We start from the raw sequence: 16,313 nt of genomic DNA on the forward strand, positions 1-16,313 counted from the left end.
GCGCCCGGGCGGCGCACGCGCCCGCCCGCAGCGTTTCCTCACCGGAATCTCAGCCGGCGCTTCCCCCTTTCAAAGGGTCGCCCCAGGCAGGGGACGCAGGATGCACCCGCAAAGGTGGATATCTCAGGAAGGTGTGCCGTGGGCGTCCCGCACATATCGAACCGGTCCGGGCGAGAGCCGGAGGGGTGGTCCCGGCGCGGGATGCTCGCCGCGCTGGGCGCCGTGCCGGCCGCTGTCGTCCTGACGGGATGCAGCGGCTCCGCGAACGCCTCGGACGCGTCGGAGGGCTCCTCGACCCCGTCCGCGCGGGCGGCCGCGAAGAAGGCGACCCTCGCCGTCACCCCCGCCGACGGCACCGCGAAGGCCGACTTCTCCAGCCCCGTCCAGGTCACCGTCACCGACGGCACGCTGGCCTCCGTGCAGGTGACCGGCAACGACGGCTCCACGCTGACCGGGTCCCTCAACGACACGAAGACGACGTGGACTTCGGCGAGGAACCCGTACTCGGGCACGAAGTACACGGTCACGGCGACCGCGGAGGGCGGCACCGCGCGGACCACGACCTTCACCACCAGGTCCCCCGGCGAGACCTTCGTGGGCTACTTCACCCCCGAGGCGAACTCCACCTCCGGCGTCGGCATGCCGGTGTCGATCAACTTCACCCACGCCGTCTCCGACAGGGCCGCCGTCCAGAAGGCGATCACCGTGGCGGCCGAGCCCGCGGTGGAGATCGTCGGCCACTGGTTCAGCGACACCCGGCTCGACTTCCGGCCCGAGACCTACTGGGCGCCGGGCACGAAGATCACGCTCGGCCTGCGGCTCAGGGACGTCCAGGGCGCGGACGGCGTGTACGGCGTGCAGTCCAAGGACGTCACCTTCCACATCGGCCGCGAGCAGATCAGCACGGTCGACCTGGCCACCAAGGAGATGACGGTGAGGCGCGACGGCTCGACGATCGCCACCTACCCGGTCTCCGGCGGCGACTCCGACCACACCACCTGGTCCGGGATCATGGTGATCAGCGAGCGGTTCAAGCAGACCCGGATGGAGTCCTCGACGGTCGGCCTCGGCGACGAGTACGACATCTCCGACGTCCCGCACGCCCAGCGCCTGACCACCTCCGGCACCTTCGTGCACGGCAACTACTGGGCGTCCACCGCGGTGTTCGGGCACGAGAACACCAGCCACGGCTGCGTCGGCCTGCATGACGCGAAGGGCGCGAACGACTCCTCCGTGGACGGCTACAAGTTCTACGACAGCTCGATGCTCGGCGACGTCGTGATCGTGAAGAACTCCGGGGAGAGGACCGTAACGGCGTCGAACGGGCTCAACGGCTGGAACCTGTCCTGGGCCGACTGGAAGGCGGGCAGCGCGGTTTAGCGGGTATGCCCGGATTCAAGGGGTGAACTCACCCGGGCCGTACGGACTTTCACGGCTCAACCTCTTGACGGCTGGAGTGACTGCGAGCACATTGGGCCCACTTTGAGAGCGCTCTCAAAGGCTCTCCAGGACACCCGCGCTCACTTCTCCCCGTACCCGAGAGGCACCCCCATGAGTGAAACCTCCGGTATACCCAGACGGCGACGGGCCCTCGTCGCCGTCCTGAGCACCCTCGGGCTGGCCGCCGCCCTCGCGACGGCCGCCACCCTCCCCGCCGACGCCTCCGCCCCCACCCCGCCGACCGGCTGGTCCCAGGTCTTCGTCGACGACTTCAACGGCACCGCCGGCACCGGCGTCAACACCTCCAACTGGCAGTACGCGACCGGCACTTCATATCCGGGCGGCCCCGCGAACTGGGGCACCGGCGAGGTCGAGACGATGACCAACAGCACCAGCAACGTGGCGCTGGACGGCAGCGGCAACCTTCGCATCACGCCGATCCGCAACGCGGCCGGCAACTGGACCTCGGGCCGCATCGAGACCAACCGCACCGACTTCCAGCCCCCGGCGGGCGGCAAGCTGCGGGTCGAGGCGCGCATCCAGATGCCGAACGTCACCGGCACCGCGGCCGAGGGCTACTGGCCCGCCTTCTGGATGCTGGGCGCGCCCTACCGCGGCAACTACCAGAACTGGCCGAGCGTCGGCGAGCTGGACATCATGGAGAACGTCCAGGGCATGAACCGGGTGTGGGCCACCATGCACTGCGGCACCAACCCCGGCGGCCCCTGCAACGAGACGACGGGCATCGGCAACAACGTCGCCTGCCCGGGCTCGACCTGCCAGTCCGCCTTCCACACCTACACCATGGAGTGGGACCGCTCGGTGAGCCCCGAGACGATCCGCTTCCTGGTGGACGGCACGCAGTTCCACTCGGTCAACGCGAGCCAGGTGGACGCGACGACCTGGTCCAACGCCACCAACCACGGGTTCTTCATCATCCTCAACGTGGCGATGGGCGGCGCCTTCCCGGACGCGTTCGGCGGCGGACTGGACTCCGGCACCCAGTCCGGTGTGCCCATGGTCGTGGACTACGTGCAGGTGCTGTCAGCGGGTGGGAGCGGTACCACTCCGCCGCCGAGCGGCGGCCGTGACGCCTACGGCACCATCCAGGCCGAGTCCTTCAACGGCCAGAACGGCGTGGGCACCGAGACCACGACCGACACCGGGGGCGGCCAGAACATCGCCTCGCTGGCGGGCGGCGACTGGGCGCTCTACCAGAACGTCAACTTCGGCTCCACGGCGGCGACGCAGTTCGTCGCCCGGGTCGCGAGCGGCGCGGCGGGCGGGGTGAGCGGCCTGGTCGAGGTACGGCTGGACAGCCCGACGGCCACGCCGGTCGGCAGCTTCTCGATCGCCAACACGGGCGGCTGGCAGTCCTGGAGAACGGTCCCGGCGAACATCAGCGCCGTCACCGGCACCCACAACGTCTATCTGACCTTCACCAGCGGCCAGCCGGCGGACTTCGTGAACGTGAACTGGTTCACCTTCGGCCACTGACCGTCGATCGGGGTTGCCCCGGGAGGCCGACGCGGTCTCCCGGGGCGGTTCCGTGTCAGCCCAGATAGGCGGGGGCGACCGCCGACCTCATCAGGCGGCGGGCGGTGCCGGTGCCGTCGGCGGGCACGGTCCACAGGTCCGAGCCGTAGTCGCCCGGCAGGGCGTAGACGAGGGTGTGGTCGTCGGACCACAGGGCCTGGTCGTCGAGGGTGCGGGACTCGGCGGTCGCGGTCTCCTTCATGGTCCGCAGGTTCAGCACGTACAGCCGCCAAGGGGCGTCGGGCGAGGCGCCCTCGACCCGCTTCTTGTACGCGACGCGGGTGCCGTCCGGCGAGAGGGAGGGGCACTCCACGTTGGCGTGCAGCGTGGTGAGGGTGCGCGCGGAGACGTCGCCCCGGACGAGGTAGGTCCGGCCGCCGGTGGCGAGCGTGGCGTAGAAGCGGTTGTCGTCGGCGAAGGTGACGCCCCAGATGTTGGTGTCCGCCGCGTGGTAGGTGTGGCCGTCCTTCACGACGCGGAAGGCCTCCAGGTTGTCGTCGATCGCCCAGGTGCGGGTGTCCACGACGGCCGTACGGGTGGAGAAGTTCGTGCCGGCGTACGAGTCCCCGCTGACGAACACCGTCCAGGCGACCAGATGTCCGGAGGGCGAGACCCGGGCCCGGGTGGGGATGCCCGGGGCCGGGAAGCGGTGCCGGACGCGCAGGTGGGCGTCGAGCACCAGCGCGCGGTAGGTGTCCGCGAGGGCCCCGTGCACGGCCTGGAGGCAGACGCCGGTGCCGGCCGCCGCGTGGAAGCGCAGGCACTTCACGCCCGACGCGGTGCGCGGACCCCCGGGATCGTCGGCGGGGACGGTGGCGATCTCGTCGCGGTGCGGGCCCCAGGCCAGGTTGCGGACCAGCAGGCGGCGGGGGGCCGTCGGCCGCAGCGAGACGGTTCCTGACCGCACGGTGGGTCCGTCGGCCTGCTGCTCGTCCTTCATGCCCGAGCGGTGGGCGGCGTGCAGCACCGCGCCCGTGCCGACCGCGCCCAGCAGCAGGACGGCGACAAGAAGGGTCAGCAGGCGGGTCGTGCGGGTCATGCGCGCACCTCCGGGGCGGTCGCGGGGGTCTCGTCGACGCCGCGGAGCACGAACGCGGCCGCGGCGGCGCTCACGGCGAGCGCGGCCGCGGTACCGGCGAGCGCGGTCCGCCCGCCCCACACGCTCCAGGCCGCGCCGAAGGCGAGCGAGCAGACGAACCGGGCCAGCGCCTGGCCGGTGCCCACCAACGCCTGCCCGGCGCCCTGCTGCCGGGCCGGGACGACCGAGGCGGTCGCGGCCGCGAGGACTCCGTCGGTGGCCGCGTAGAAGGTGCCGTGCAGCACGAGGACGGCGACCACCGCCGGGACGCCGTGCCACGGCGAGAGCACCAGACCGTAGCCGAGCAGCAGGACGCCGTGGCCGGCCAGGAAGAGCCGGCGACGGCCGATCCGGTCGGCGAGCGCGCCCATCGGGACGGCGAGCAGCAGGAAGGCGCCGGCGGTACCGAGCGGCAGCAGCGGGAACAGCTGGGCGGGCAGGTCGCCCTCCCGCTGGAGCAGCAGATACAGGAAGGAGTCGCTGACGGTGGTCAGGCCGAGCAGCGCGGCGCACACCGTGAGCCGCCGCAGATCCGGCCGGCGCAGCAGCCCGAGCGCGTCACGCAGCGCCGGGGGCCGGGACGGCTCGGGCGGCGGGGGCTGTCGTACGGCATCGGGTGCCCGGGACGGTCGTACGGCATCCGTGGGAGCGTCGATGTGCCGGGGCACGAACAGCACCAGCACCAGGACGCCGAGCAGGGCGACGCAGGCGCTGACGGCGAACACCGCGTCGTAGCCGTCGACGGTGGCCCGCAGGACGGCGAAGGCGGCCAGGGGGCCGAGGAGGGCGCCCGTGGTGTCCATGGCGCGGTGGACGCCGAACGCCCTTCCCCGGTGGGCGGGTTGGGTGGCCAGCGAGATCATCGCGTCGCGCGGGGCCGTGCGCAGACCCTTGCCGGTGCGGTCGACCGCGAGCACCGCGCCGAGGACGGGGAGGGTGTGGGCGAGCGGCAGGAGGGGTTTGCACAGCGCGGAGAGGCCGTAGCCGAGGCCCGCGACGAGCTTGTGCCGGCGGCCTCCGCGGTCGGCGAGATGGCCGCCCGCCAGCCGGACCAGGGCGCCGACGCCGTTGTTGATGCCGTCGAGGAGGCCGAAGCCGAGCGGGGACAGGCCGAGGCCCGCGACCACGTACAGGGGCAGGACGGCGGTGACCATCTCGGAGGAGACGTCCGTGATGAGGCTGACCGCGCCCAGGGCCAGCACGGTGGACGGCACGACGGCCGGCCGCCGCGCCGGACGGGTGTCCGGTGCGGCGGCGGCCTCGGTTCCGCGGGCGTCCGTGCTGCGGGAGTCCGCGAGGTACACGGGCGTCAGTTCCAGATGCCGGTGATGTCGGAGGCCGAGGCGGCGTTGCCCGCGTGGGCGGACAGACCGGCCAGGTCCTCGATCGTGCGCAGCACGTTGTAGTGGTTGTAGGTGGTGGAACTGGTGCTGCCCGGCGTGACGTGCTGCCCGTAGAAGAGCGTGGGGATGCGGTTGCCGGAGAGCTTGTTGTCCTCGTCGAAGGTGACGGCGAGGACGCTGTTGTGGGTCCTGGCCCAGGTGGCGTAGGCGCCCAGGTTGTTCTTGATCCAGGTGTCGCCCGTGGCGACCGAGCAGTCGTGCATGTCGCTGCACAGGTTCGGGACGACGAAGGAGACCGTGGGCAGGGTCGTGTAGTCGGTCGGGAACTGCGCGAAGGTCTTCGCCGTGCTGGTCGGCACGTTGGAGAAGCCGAACCACGGGTTGTGCTTCTGCGCGTAGTTGCCGCTGCTGCACGTCGTCGAACCCTGGCTGGGCAGCGACTCGTTGTAGCTCGCCCAGGTCTTGCCCGCGGCGATGAGCTCGGAGGCCAGGTTGGGCTTGTTGATGGATCCGACACTCACGCAACTGTCGTCGGTGCGGCCCTGGTTGGAGCCGGAGAACAGCATGTAGTAGTTGGGCTCGCTCGGGTGGGTGAGGCCGTAGGACTGGGTGAGGTCGGCTCCGCCCGCCTTGAGCGTGTTGTTGAGGTAGGGGGCGCTGGAGCTGCCGATGACCTGGGAGTAGGCGTGGTTCTCCATGACCACGACGACCACGTGGTCGGGGGTGGGGAGAGCGGCGGCCTGGGCGGTGGTGGCGGTTGCGGCCCACACGCCGATCGAGGCGGCGGTGAGGGCGAGGGCTCCGGCGAGCGCGGAGAGGGAACGTCGGTTGCGCTTGGGTGCCTTGACGGCGGCCATGACTGTCCTCCGGACAGAGGTGACGGACGTTCGTGGGGGCGGCGCGGCAACACTAGGAGGCTCCTGCCCGGGCCGAGTGAAGCCCGGACGAACCACGGGCCACGCCGGGCAAAGATCCCCCCACGTACAGGTCACGCACAGCAAAGGGCGAGTCAAATGGACATGACAAACCTCGTTCTCAGCGCAGCTCCGCCCGGAACACCGCCGGCGTCATCTCCGTGTGCTGCTGGAAGAACTTCGAGAAGTTCGCCGCGTCCGGGAAGCCGACCGCCGCGCCCACCCGGCCGATCGGCAGGTCCGTGTGGGCCAGCAGGCGCTTGGCCTCCAGGACGACCCGCTTGTCGATGAACCCCTTGGGGGTCTCTCCGGTCGCCGCGCGGACCGCGCGCACCAGGGTCCGGCGGGAGTAACCGAGCGCGTCGGCGTACGCGCTGACGCTGTGGTTGGTGGGGAAGCCCTTCTCCACGGCGTCCCGGAACAGGGTGAACGTCGACTCCGTCCGCCGCCCCGCGTCCGCCGCGCTCGCCGCCAGATGGGCGAGGCGCAGCAGGAACGCGGTCAGGGTGTGCCGCAGGACCGCGGTGTGCAGGCTGAGCGGCAGGGTCGCCGTGTCCTCGTACTCCCGCCGGAGCTGGGCCAGCCCCGCCCGGAGTCCCGCCAGCTGGGGCCCGGAGGGCCGCAGCAGGGGCGGCAGGTCGTAGCGGTACAGCCCCGTGGCCTCCACGGTCGCCCGGGGCAGGAACCCGGGTTGCATGGTGAGGACGGTTCCGCGGTACTCGCTCGTCGGTGAGAAGCGGTGCACCTGACCCGGGCGGATCCACAGCAGATCACCCGCCGTCGCCTCGTACTCGGCGAAGTCGATCATGTGGCGGACGGGGGCGCCGTCGAAGAGCATGACGACATGGAAGTCGATGCGGTGCACGCGCTCCAGGGGGGCATCCGCATGCCAGGTGCGGCCGGTTCCCATGACGCCGACCTGCATGCCGACTCCGCCCACACTCAGCTCGACGGGAAAGGGGAACGTTCTGATCCCGTCCATCCCTCCGTCACCGGCTCCCCCTTGGATGGAGCCTTGGGTTGTTCTGTCCGCCATGTCCTTCTCGTGCCGCCTGCCTGGAGCGTTCCGTGTCCCACTTTCACCACAGGCTGGCACACCGTGACCTTCCCCCGTAAAAGTCAGACTTTTAAGTTTGAACACGTCAGCAAGCAATCCACGCTCCGATCGAGGACTTCTTGAAGATGAGCACGCAGACACCGGACACCTTCGAATGGACCGAACTCGACCGGCGTGCCGTCGACACCGCCCGCCTGTTGGCGGCCGATGCCGTGCAGCAGGTCGGCAACGGACACCCGGGGACCGCGATGGCCCTGGCCCCTGCGGCGTACACGATCTTTCAGAAGGTGATGCGACACGACCCGGCGGATCCCGAGTGGACCGGCCGTGACCGCTTCGTCCTGTCCCCCGGCCACACCTCGCTGACGCTCTACACCCAGCTCTTCCTCTCCGGGTACGAGCTGGAGCTCGACGACCTGAAGGCGTTCCGCACCCACGGCTCCAAGACGCCCGGCCACCCCGAGTACGGGCACACCGCCGGCGTGGAGACCACCACCGGCCCGCTCGGCCAGGGTGTCGCCAACGCGGTCGGCATGGCGATGGCGGCCCGCTACGAGCGCGGCCTGTTCGACCCGGAGAGCGCCGAGGGCGAGTCCCCCTTCGACCACACCATCTGGGCGATCGTCTCCGACGGCGACCTCCAGGAGGGCATCTCCGCCGAGGCCTCCTCGCTCGCCGGCCACCAGAAGCTCGGCAACCTGGTCTTCCTCTACGACGACAACCACATCTCCATCGAGGGCGACACCGCGACCGCGTTCTCCGAGGACGTCCTCAAGCGCTACGAGGCCTACGGCTGGCACACCCAGCGCATCGAGCCCGGCGCCGACGGCGACATCGACGTCCACGCCCTGTACGCGGCCCTGAGGACGGCCCAGGCCGAGACCGAGCGGCCCTCGATCATCGCGATGCGCACGATCATCGCCTGGCCCGCCCCGAACGCGCAGAACACCGAGGCCGCCCACGGCTCCGCGCTCGGCGCCGACGAGGTCGCCGCCACCAAGCGGGTCCTCGGCTTCGACCCGGAGCAGAGCTTCCAGGTCGCCGACGAGGTCCTCGCCCACACCCGGCTGGCCCTGGACCGGGGCGCCGAGGCGCACACGGCCTGGGACAAGCAGATCGCGGCCTGGCGCGGTGAGCAGCCCGAGCGGGCGCGGCTCTTCGACCGGGTCGTCGCCGGCCGGCTCCCCGAGGGCTGGGAGTCCGCGATCCCGGTCTTCGAGGCGGGCGCCTCCGTCGCCACCCGCGCCGCCTCCGGCAAGGTCCTCCAGGCACTGGGCCCGGTGCTGCCCGAGCTGTGGGGCGGCTCCGCCGACCTCGCCGGTTCGAACAACACCACCATCGACAAGACCAGCTCCTTCCTGCCGGGGGACAACGCGCTGCCGGGGGCCGACCCGTACGGCCGTACCGTCCACTTCGGCATCCGCGAGCACTCGATGGCCGCCGAGATGAACGGCATCGCGCTGCACGGCAACACCCGGATCTACGGCGGCACCTTCCTGGTGTTCTCCGACTACATGCGCAACGCCGTCCGGCTCTCCGCGCTGATGCAGCTGCCCGTCACCTATGTGTGGACGCACGACTCCATCGGCCTCGGCGAGGACGGTCCGACCCACCAGCCGGTCGAGCACCTCGCCTCCCTGCGCGCCATCCCGGGCCTGAACGTCGTGCGCCCGGCCGACGCCAACGAGACGGCGATCGCCTGGGCCGAGATCCTCAAGCGGCACGCCACCAAGCCGGCCCCGCACGGTCTCGCCCTCACCCGCCAGGGCGTGCCCACCTACGCGCCGAACCCGGACGCGGCCAAGGGCGGTTACGTCCTCGAGGACTCCTCCACCGGGACCCCGGACGTCGTCCTGATCGCCACCGGCTCCGAGGTCCGGCTCGCCGTCGCCGCACGGGAGCAGCTGGAGGCCGAGGGGGTCGGCACCCGGGTGGTGTCGATGCCGTCCGTGGAGTGGTTCGAGGAGCAGCCGCGGGAGTACCGCGAGCGCGTCCTTCCGCCGTCCGTGCGAGCCCGCGTCGCAATCGAGGCCGGTATCGGCCTGACGTGGTACCGCTTCACAGGTGACGCAGGACGCATCGTCTCCCTCGAACACTTCGGCGCCTCCGCCGACGCCAAGACCCTGTTCGCCGAGTACGGCTTCACCGCCGAGAACGTCGCCGCAGCCGCCAGGGAATCAGTGGCCGCCGTGCGCGGTTGATCCGACCGCCAGAAAGAAGATGATCACAGTGACCGAAGCAACCGCGACCGCGGGAGCACTCAAGCGCCTGTCCGACGAGGGCGTCTCCATCTGGCTGGACGACCTCTCGCGCAAGCGGATCGAGTCGGGCAACCTCGCCGAGCTCGTCGCCACGCAGCACGTCGTCGGCGTCACCACCAACCCCTCCATCTTCCAGGCCGCCATCGGCTCCGGAGCGGGCTACGAGGAGCAGCTGACCGACCTCGCCGTCCGCGGTGTGACGGTCGACGAGGCCGTGCGGATGATGACCACGGCGGACGTCCGGGCCGCCGCCGACGTGCTGCGCCCGGTGTACGACAGCACCGGCGGGCGGGACGGCCGGGTCTCCATCGAGGTCGATCCCCGTCTTGCCCACGACACGGCGGCGACGATCGCCGAGGCCAAGCAGCTGGCCTGGCTGGTGGACCGCCCCAACGTCATGATCAAGATCCCGGCGACGAAGGCCGGCCTCCCGGCCATCACCGAGGTCATCGGGCTCGGGATCAGCGTCAACGTCACGCTGATCTTCTCCCTGGAGCGCTACCGCGAGGTCATGGACGCCTACCTCGCCGGTCTGGAGAAGGCCGCCACCAAGGGCCTCGACCTCTCCACGATCCACTCGGTCGCCTCCTTCTTCGTCTCCCGGGTCGACTCCGAGATCGACAAGCGGCTCACCGTCCTCGGCACGGACCAGGCCCGCGCGCTCAAGGGCCGGGCCGCGCTCGCCAACGCGCGCCTCGCCTACCAGGCCTACGAGGAGGTCTTCTCCGGCGAGCGCTTCCAGTCCCTCGGCGGTGCCCGCGCCAACAAGCAGCGCCCGCTGTGGGCCTCGACCGGCGTGAAGGACCCGGCCTACAAGGACACCCTCTACGTCGACGACCTGGTCGCCCCCGGCACCGTCAACACCATGCCCGAGGCCACGCTGAACGCCACCGCCGACCACGGCGTGATCACCGGCGACACCGTGACCGGCGGCTACGCGCAGGCCCGCGCCGACCTGGGCGCCGTGGAGGCGCTCGGGATCTCCTACGACGAGGTGGTGCAGCAACTGGAGGACGAGGGCGTCGCCAAGTTCGAGGCGGCCTGGCAGGACCTGCTGGACGCCGTCACGAAGTCGCTGAACAGCAAGGGAGTTGACGCGGAATGACCACCACCGCCGACTGGGTGAACCCGCTGCGCGACGAGCGCGACCGGCGTCTGCCCCGGATCGCAGGACCGTCCGGTCTCGTCATCTTCGGCGTCACCGGTGACCTGTCCCGCAAGAAGCTGATGCCCGCCGTCTACGACCTCGCCAACCGCGGCATGCTCCCGCCGGGCTTCTCGCTCGTCGGGTTCGCCCGCCGGGACTGGGAGGACGAGGACTTCGCGCAGATCGTGCACGACTCCGTGCGCGAGCACGCGCGGACCGAGTTCCGCGAGGAGGTCTGGCAGCAGCTCGCCGAGGGCATGCGGTTCATCCCGGGCGACTTCGACGACGACACGGCGTTCGAGCAGCTGCGCCAGACCGTCGACGAGCTGGACAAGGTCCGCGGCACCAGTGGCAACTACGCCTTCTACCTCTCCGTACCGCCGAAGTTCTTCCCGAAGGTCGTCCAGCAGCTCAAGAAGCACGGGCTCGCGGACGCCCCCGAGGGCGCCTGGCGGCGCGCGGTCATCGAGAAGCCGTTCGGCCGCGACCTCAAGAGCGCGCGCGAGCTCAACGCCCTGGTGCACGACGTGTTCGAGCCGGACCAGGTGTTCCGCATCGACCACTACTTGGGCAAGGAGACCGTCCAGAACATCCTGGCGCTGCGCTTCGCCAACCAGATGTACGAGCCGATCTGGAACCGGTCGTACGTCGACCACGTACAGATCACCATGGCCGAGGACATCGGCATCGGCGGCCGGGCCGGGTACTACGACGGCATCGGCGCCGCCCGTGACGTCATCCAGAACCACCTGCTCCAGCTGATGGCGCTGACCGCCATGGAGGAGCCGGCCGCCTTCGACGCCGAGTCGCTGCTGACCGAGAAGCTGAAGGTCCTCAAGGCCGTCAAGCTGCCCGAAACCCTCGGCAAGCACACCGTGCGCGGGCAGTACGCGGCCGGCTGGCAGGGCGGCGAGAAGGTGGTCGGGTACCTGGAGGAGGAGGGCATCGACAAGACCTCCACCACGGACACGTACGCGGCCATCAGGCTGAACGTCGACAACCGCCGCTGGGCGGGCGTCCCCTTCTACCTGCGCACCGGCAAGCGGCTGGGCCGCCGGGTCACCGAGATCGCGGTCGTCTTCCAGAGCGCCCCGCACTCCCCCTTCGACCACACGGCGACCGAGGAGCTCGGCAAGAACGCGATCGTCATCCGCGTCCAGCCGGACGAGGGCATGACGGTCCGGTTCGGGTCGAAGGTGCCGGGCACCTCGATGGAGATCCGGGACGTGACGATGGACTTCGCCTACGGCGAGTCGTTCACCGAGTCCAGCCCTGAGGCGTACGAGCGGCTCATCCTGGATGTCCTCCTCGGGGACGCCAACCTGTTCCCGCGCCCCCAGGAGGTGGAAGAGTCCTGGAAGATCCTCGACCCGATCGAGGAGCACTGGGCGAACCACGGCCGTCCGGCGCAGTACGCGGCCGGTACCTGGGGACCCGAGGAAGCCGACGAGATGCTCGCACGAGACGGACGGAGCTGGCGCAGGCCATGAAGATCGACCTGACCGACACCACGGCAAGCAAGATCAACAAGGCGCTGGTGCAGGGTCGCCGCGCCATCGGAACCCCCGCCGTGGGCATGGTCCTGACGATGGTGATCGTCACGGACGAGGAGAACGCCTACGACGCGATCAAGGCGGCCGAGGAGGCCTCGCACGAGCACCCCTCGCGCACCCTGGTCGTCATCAAGCGGCATGCCCGCACCGCGCGCGACCGGATGGCCTCCAAGCTGGACGCCGAGGTCCGGGTGGGCGCCGACGCCGGCACCGGCGAGACGGTGATCCTGCGGACCTACGGCGAGGTCTCCGACCATGCCGACTCCGTGGTGCTTCCGCTGCTGCTGCCGGACGCCCCGGTCGTCGTGTGGTGGCCGGTGGACGCGCCGGACACTCCCGCGAAGGACCCGCTGGGCGCGCTGGCCCAGCGCCGGATCACCGACCTGTACGCGGTGGAGAACCCGCTCGACGTGCTGGCCACCCGGGTGCGCTCCTACGCGCCCGGCGACACCGACCTCGCGTGGACCCGGCTGACCCCGTGGCGCTCGATGCTGGCGGCGGCGCTGGACCAGGCCAAGGCGCAGGTCATCTCCGGCGCGGTGGAGGCCGAGGCCGAGAACCCGGCCGCCGAACTGCTCGCGCGCTGGCTGGAGGCGCGGCTCAAGGTGAAGATCGACCGCGTGGTCACCGCCGGACCGGTCGTCACGGCCGTGCGCCTCGGCACCGCGAACGGCGAGATCGTCATCGACCGCCCCGAGGGCCCGCTGGCCACGCTGTCCCTGCCGGGCCAGCCCTCCCGCACCCTCGCGCTGAAGGTCCGCACCACCTCGGAACTCATCGCCGAGGAGCTGCGCCGCCTCGACGCCGACGAGATGTACGCCGTCGCCCTGCGGGGCGAGACCGGCAAGGAGACCCCTGCTCATGTCTGACACCCCCCTGCTGACGCGCCGCCCCGAGTGGACGGCCCTGGAGGACCACCGCGCCGAGGGGACCCCCCATCTGCGCGAGCTGTTCGCCTCGGATCCCGAGCGCGCGCAGCGGTACGTCGTGCGCGTCGGCGATCTGCGCATCGACTACTCCAAGCACCTGATCACCGACGAGACCCTGGCCCTGCTCCAGGAACTGGCCACCGCCACCGACGTGTTCGGGCTGCGCGACGCGATGTTCCGCGGTGAGCGGATCAACCTCACCGAGAACCGCGCGGTCCTGCACACCGCGCTGCGCGCCCCGGCGAACGCGGTCATCGAGGTCGACGGCGAGAACGTCGTGCCCCGGGTGCACGCGGTGCTCGACAAGATGAGCGACTTCGCCAACCGGGTCCGCTCGGGCGAGTGGACCGGCCACACCGGCAAGCGCATCAGGAACGTCGTCAACATCGGCATCGGCGGCTCGGACCTCGGTCCCGCGATGGCGTACGAGGCCCTGCGGGCCTTCACGGCACGGGAGTTGACCTTCCGCTTCGTGTCCAACGTGGACGGCGCCGACCTGCACGAGGCGGTGCGGGACCTGGACCCGGCGGAGACGCTGTTCATCGTGGCGTCGAAGACGTTCACGACGATCGAGACGATCACCAACGCCACCTCGGCCCGCACCTGGCTGCTGGAGGGTCCGGGCGGACTCCACGACGACAAGGCCGTCGCCAAGCACTTCGTGGCCCTGTCGACCAACGCCGAGAAGGTCACCGACTTCGGTATCGACCCGGACAACATGTTCGAGTTCTGGGACTGGGTCGGCGGCCGGTACTCCTACGACTCGGCGATCGGCCTCTCCCTGATGATCGCCATCGGCCCGGACCGCTTCCGGGAGATGCTCGACGGCTTCCGGATCGTCGACGAGCACTTCCGGAACGCGCCCGCCGAGGCCAACGCCCCGCTGCTGCTCGGCCTGTTGGGCATCTGGTACATCAACTTCCACGACGCCCAGTCGCACGCGGTGCTGCCGTACTCCCACTACCTGTCGAAGTTCACCGCCTACCTCCAGCAGCTGGACATGGAGTCCAACGGCAAGTCGGTGCAGCGCGACGGGCGTCCGGTCGAGTGGCAGACCGGTCCGGTGGTGTGGGGCACGCCCGGCACCAACGGGCAGCACGCCTACTACCAGTTGATCCACCAGGGCACCAAGCTCATCCCGGCCGACCTCATCGGCTTCGCCCGTCCCGTCGACGAGCTGAGCGACGAACTCAAGGCGCAGCACGACCTGTTGATGGCCAACCTGTTCGCCCAGGGGCAGGCGCTCGCCTTCGGCAAGACCGCCGAGGAGGTGCGCGCGGAGGGCGTGGCCGAGGAGCAGGTGGCCCACCGCACCTTCCAGGGCAACCACCCCACCACGACCATTCTGGCCCGCGAGCTGACCCCCTCGGTCCTGGGCCAGCTGATCGCCCTCTACGAGCACAAGGTGTTCGTGCAGGGCGCGGTCTGGAACATCGACTCCTTCGACCAGTGGGGCGTCGAGCTCGGCAAGGTCCTCGCCAAGCGCGTCGAGCCCGCCCTGACCGAGGGCGCCGAGGTCCCCGGTCTCGACCCGTCCACCACCGCCCTCGTGGCCGCCTACCGTGAACTGAAGGAAGTGCACTGATATGCAGTTGGGACTCATCGGCCTGGGCAAGATGGGCGGCAACATGCGCGAGCGGATCCGCCGCGCCGGCCACACCGTCATCGGCTACGACCGCAACCCCGAGGTCTCCGACGTGGCGAGCCTCGCCGAGCTGGTCGACCAGCTCGACGCGCCGCGCACGGTGTGGGTGATGGTGCCGGCCGGCGCCGCCACCCAGTCCGTCGTGGACGAGCTCGGCGAGCTCCTCTCCCCCGGTGACACCGTGGTCGACGGCGGCAACTCCCGCTGGACCGACGACGAGCAGCACGCCGCGGAACTCGGCACCAAGGGCATCGGCTTCGTCGACGCCGGTGTCTCGGGCGGGGTGTGGGGCCTGAAGAACGGCTACGCGCTCATGGTCGGCGGCGACAAGGAGCACGTGGAGCGGCTCCAGCCGATCTTCGAGGCGCTCAAGCCCGAGGGGCCGTACGGCTATGTCCACGCGGGCAAGGTCGGCGCCGGGCACTTCTCCAAGATGGTCCACAACGGCATCGAGTACGCCATGATGCAAGCGTACGCCGAGGGCTGGGAGCTGCTGGAGAAGGTCGAGTCGGTGGACAGCGTGCGGGAGGTGTTCCGTTCCTGGCAGGACGGCACCGTCATCCGCTCCTGGCTCCTCGACCTCGCGGTCAACGCCCTCGACGAGGACGAGCACCTGGACAAGCTGAAGGGCTACGCGCAGGACTCAGGCGAGGGCCGTTGGACCGTGGAGGCGGCCGTCGACAACGCGGTGCCGCTGCCCACGATCACCGCCTCGCTGTTCGCGCGGTTCGCGTCCCGCCAGGACGACTCCCCGCAGATGAAGATGATCGCGGCGCTGCGCAACCAGTTCGGCGGACACGCCGTCGAAGCGAAGAAGTAGGCGCGTCGTGGGGGATCTGTTTCTGGTCCGCCACGGCGAGACGGAGTGGAGCGTGTCGGGACAGCACACCAGCTGGACCGACCTGCCCCTCACCCAGCACGGCGAGGAGCAGGCCAAGTCGCTCGCTCCGCTCCTGTCGGGCCGGACCTTCTCGCTCGCGCTCACCAGTGAGCTGGGCCGCGCGATACGCACCGCCGAACTGGCGGGCATCACCGGGGCCGTGACCGACCCCGAGCTCCACGAGTGGGACTACGGCGCCTACGAGGGCGTCACCACGGTCGACATTCACCGCACCCGCCCCGACTGGTACCTGTGGACCGACGGCGTCCCGCCCGGCCCGGAGGGGCACCCCGGTGAGTCGCCCGAGGAGATCGGCCGGCGCGCCGACCGGGTCCTGGCCCGGGTCGACCCGGCCCTGACCGAAGGCGACGTGATCCTCGTGGCGCACGCCCACTTCCTGCGCGTCCTGACGGCCCGTCGACTGGGCCTCGCCCCGGCGGACGGCCGGCTGTTCCAGCTGGCGACGGGCACGGTGAGCCGCCTGTCGACGGAACACGACCGGCCGGTGGTCGCGGAGTGGAACACCAGGG

At 70.6% G+C, this 16,313-nt stretch carries 13 protein-coding genes; 9 read left to right on the forward strand and 4 right to left on the reverse strand.

All coding sequences use genetic code 11. The annotated features are described in order from the left end of the window. Positions 1-138: 138 nt before the first annotated feature. Entirely contained in the window at positions 139-1,380 is a 1,242-nt protein-coding gene (locus ACFULQ_RS44695; protein ID WP_383556272.1) for an Ig-like domain-containing protein, read from the forward strand. A 171-nt stretch (positions 1,381-1,551) separates the two neighbouring features. Next, positions 1,552-2,937: a glycoside hydrolase family 16 protein gene (locus ACFULQ_RS44700; RefSeq protein ID WP_383556274.1), complete on the forward strand. Its 1,386-nt coding sequence runs from the start codon at positions 1,552-1,554 to the stop codon at positions 2,935-2,937. Positions 2,938-2,992: 55 nt separating this feature from the next. Here the strand turns inward: ACFULQ_RS44700 and ACFULQ_RS44705 are convergent, their stop codons facing one another. From ACFULQ_RS44705 to ACFULQ_RS44720, 4 genes are all read right to left on the reverse strand, one after another. After that, a complete protein-coding gene (locus tag ACFULQ_RS44705) occupies positions 2,993-4,015 on the reverse strand; it encodes a TolB family protein (protein WP_383556276.1) in 1,023 nt (340 codons plus the stop codon). Continuing rightward, positions 4,012-5,358: an MFS transporter gene (locus tag ACFULQ_RS44710; protein ID WP_383556277.1), complete on the reverse strand. Its 1,347-nt coding sequence runs from the start codon at positions 5,356-5,358 to the stop codon at positions 4,012-4,014. Before ACFULQ_RS44710 ends, ACFULQ_RS44705 begins: the two co-directional genes overlap by 4 nt. 5 nt (positions 5,359-5,363) lie before the next feature. Beyond that, entirely contained in the window at positions 5,364-6,254 is an 891-nt protein-coding gene (locus ACFULQ_RS44715) for an alkaline phosphatase family protein (RefSeq protein WP_383556279.1), read from the reverse strand. A gap of 178 nt (positions 6,255-6,432) precedes the next feature. Further along, positions 6,433-7,347 (reverse strand): AraC family transcriptional regulator, encoded by a 915-nt coding sequence (locus ACFULQ_RS44720; protein WP_383556281.1) that lies wholly within the window; start codon positions 7,345-7,347, stop codon positions 6,433-6,435. Between the two features lie 146 nt (positions 7,348-7,493). Between ACFULQ_RS44720 and tkt the strand changes: the two genes are divergently transcribed. The 7 genes from tkt to ACFULQ_RS44755 form a co-directional block, all read left to right on the forward strand. Next, positions 7,494-9,569, forward strand: a complete 2,076-nt coding sequence (tkt, locus tag ACFULQ_RS44725; protein ID WP_383556283.1) for a transketolase — start codon at positions 7,494-7,496, stop codon at positions 9,567-9,569. A 19-nt stretch (positions 9,570-9,588) separates the two neighbouring features. Continuing rightward, on the forward strand, positions 9,589-10,734 hold the full coding sequence (gene tal / locus ACFULQ_RS44730) for a transaldolase (protein WP_383556285.1): 1,146 nt from the start codon (positions 9,589-9,591) through the stop codon (positions 10,732-10,734). Continuing rightward, positions 10,731-12,266, forward strand: coding sequence for a glucose-6-phosphate dehydrogenase (gene zwf / locus ACFULQ_RS44735; RefSeq protein ID WP_383556288.1), 1,536 nt, complete (start codon positions 10,731-10,733; stop codon positions 12,264-12,266). Before tal ends, zwf begins: the two co-directional genes overlap by 4 nt. Beyond that, positions 12,263-13,198, forward strand: a complete 936-nt coding sequence (gene opcA, locus ACFULQ_RS44740; protein ID WP_383556291.1) for a glucose-6-phosphate dehydrogenase assembly protein OpcA — start codon at positions 12,263-12,265, stop codon at positions 13,196-13,198. The genes zwf and opcA overlap by 4 nt, the downstream gene beginning before the upstream one ends. Then, complete coding sequence (gene pgi / locus ACFULQ_RS44745) at positions 13,191-14,843, forward strand: glucose-6-phosphate isomerase (RefSeq protein WP_383556293.1); 1,653 nt, start codon at positions 13,191-13,193, stop codon at positions 14,841-14,843. The genes opcA and pgi overlap by 8 nt, the downstream gene beginning before the upstream one ends. Position 14,844: 1 nt before the next feature. Further along, positions 14,845-15,723 (forward strand): phosphogluconate dehydrogenase (NAD(+)-dependent, decarboxylating), encoded by an 879-nt coding sequence (gene gnd / locus ACFULQ_RS44750; protein ID WP_383556296.1) that lies wholly within the window; start codon positions 14,845-14,847, stop codon positions 15,721-15,723. Positions 15,724-15,730: 7 nt separating this feature from the next. Beyond that, positions 15,731-16,313 (forward strand): histidine phosphatase family protein (locus tag ACFULQ_RS44755; protein ID WP_383556299.1); only part of this gene is annotated, 583 nt, incomplete at its 3' end.

Origin of the sequence: Streptomyces sp. NPDC057253 (assembly GCF_042669125.1) — a bacterium.
GTDB lineage: Bacteria > Actinomycetota > Actinomycetes > Streptomycetales > Streptomycetaceae > Streptomyces.

What these genes read in the sequence shown, in the direction of transcription:
- ACFULQ_RS44700 (WP_383556274.1), top strand. Translation starts at nt 1,552, where the DNA reads ATGAGTGAAACCTCCGGTATACCCAGACGGCGACGGGCCCTCGTCGCC.
- ACFULQ_RS44705 (WP_383556276.1), bottom strand. Translation starts at nt 4,015, where the DNA reads ATGACCCGCACGACCCGCCTGCTGACCCTTCTTGTCGCCGTCCTGCTG.
- ACFULQ_RS44715 (WP_383556279.1), bottom strand. Translation starts at nt 6,254, where the DNA reads ATGGCCGCCGTCAAGGCACCCAAGCGCAACCGACGTTCCCTCTCCGCG.
- ACFULQ_RS44720 (WP_383556281.1), bottom strand. Translation starts at nt 7,347, where the DNA reads ATGGCGGACAGAACAACCCAAGGCTCCATCCAAGGGGGAGCCGGTGAC.
- tkt (WP_383556283.1), top strand. Translation starts at nt 7,494, where the DNA reads ATGAGCACGCAGACACCGGACACCTTCGAATGGACCGAACTCGACCGG.
- tal (WP_383556285.1), top strand. Translation starts at nt 9,589, where the DNA reads ATGATCACAGTGACCGAAGCAACCGCGACCGCGGGAGCACTCAAGCGC.
- zwf (WP_383556288.1), top strand. Translation starts at nt 10,731, where the DNA reads ATGACCACCACCGCCGACTGGGTGAACCCGCTGCGCGACGAGCGCGAC.
- opcA (WP_383556291.1), top strand. Translation starts at nt 12,263, where the DNA reads ATGAAGATCGACCTGACCGACACCACGGCAAGCAAGATCAACAAGGCG.
- pgi (WP_383556293.1), top strand. Translation starts at nt 13,191, where the DNA reads ATGTCTGACACCCCCCTGCTGACGCGCCGCCCCGAGTGGACGGCCCTG.
- gnd (WP_383556296.1), top strand. Translation starts at nt 14,845, where the DNA reads ATGCAGTTGGGACTCATCGGCCTGGGCAAGATGGGCGGCAACATGCGC.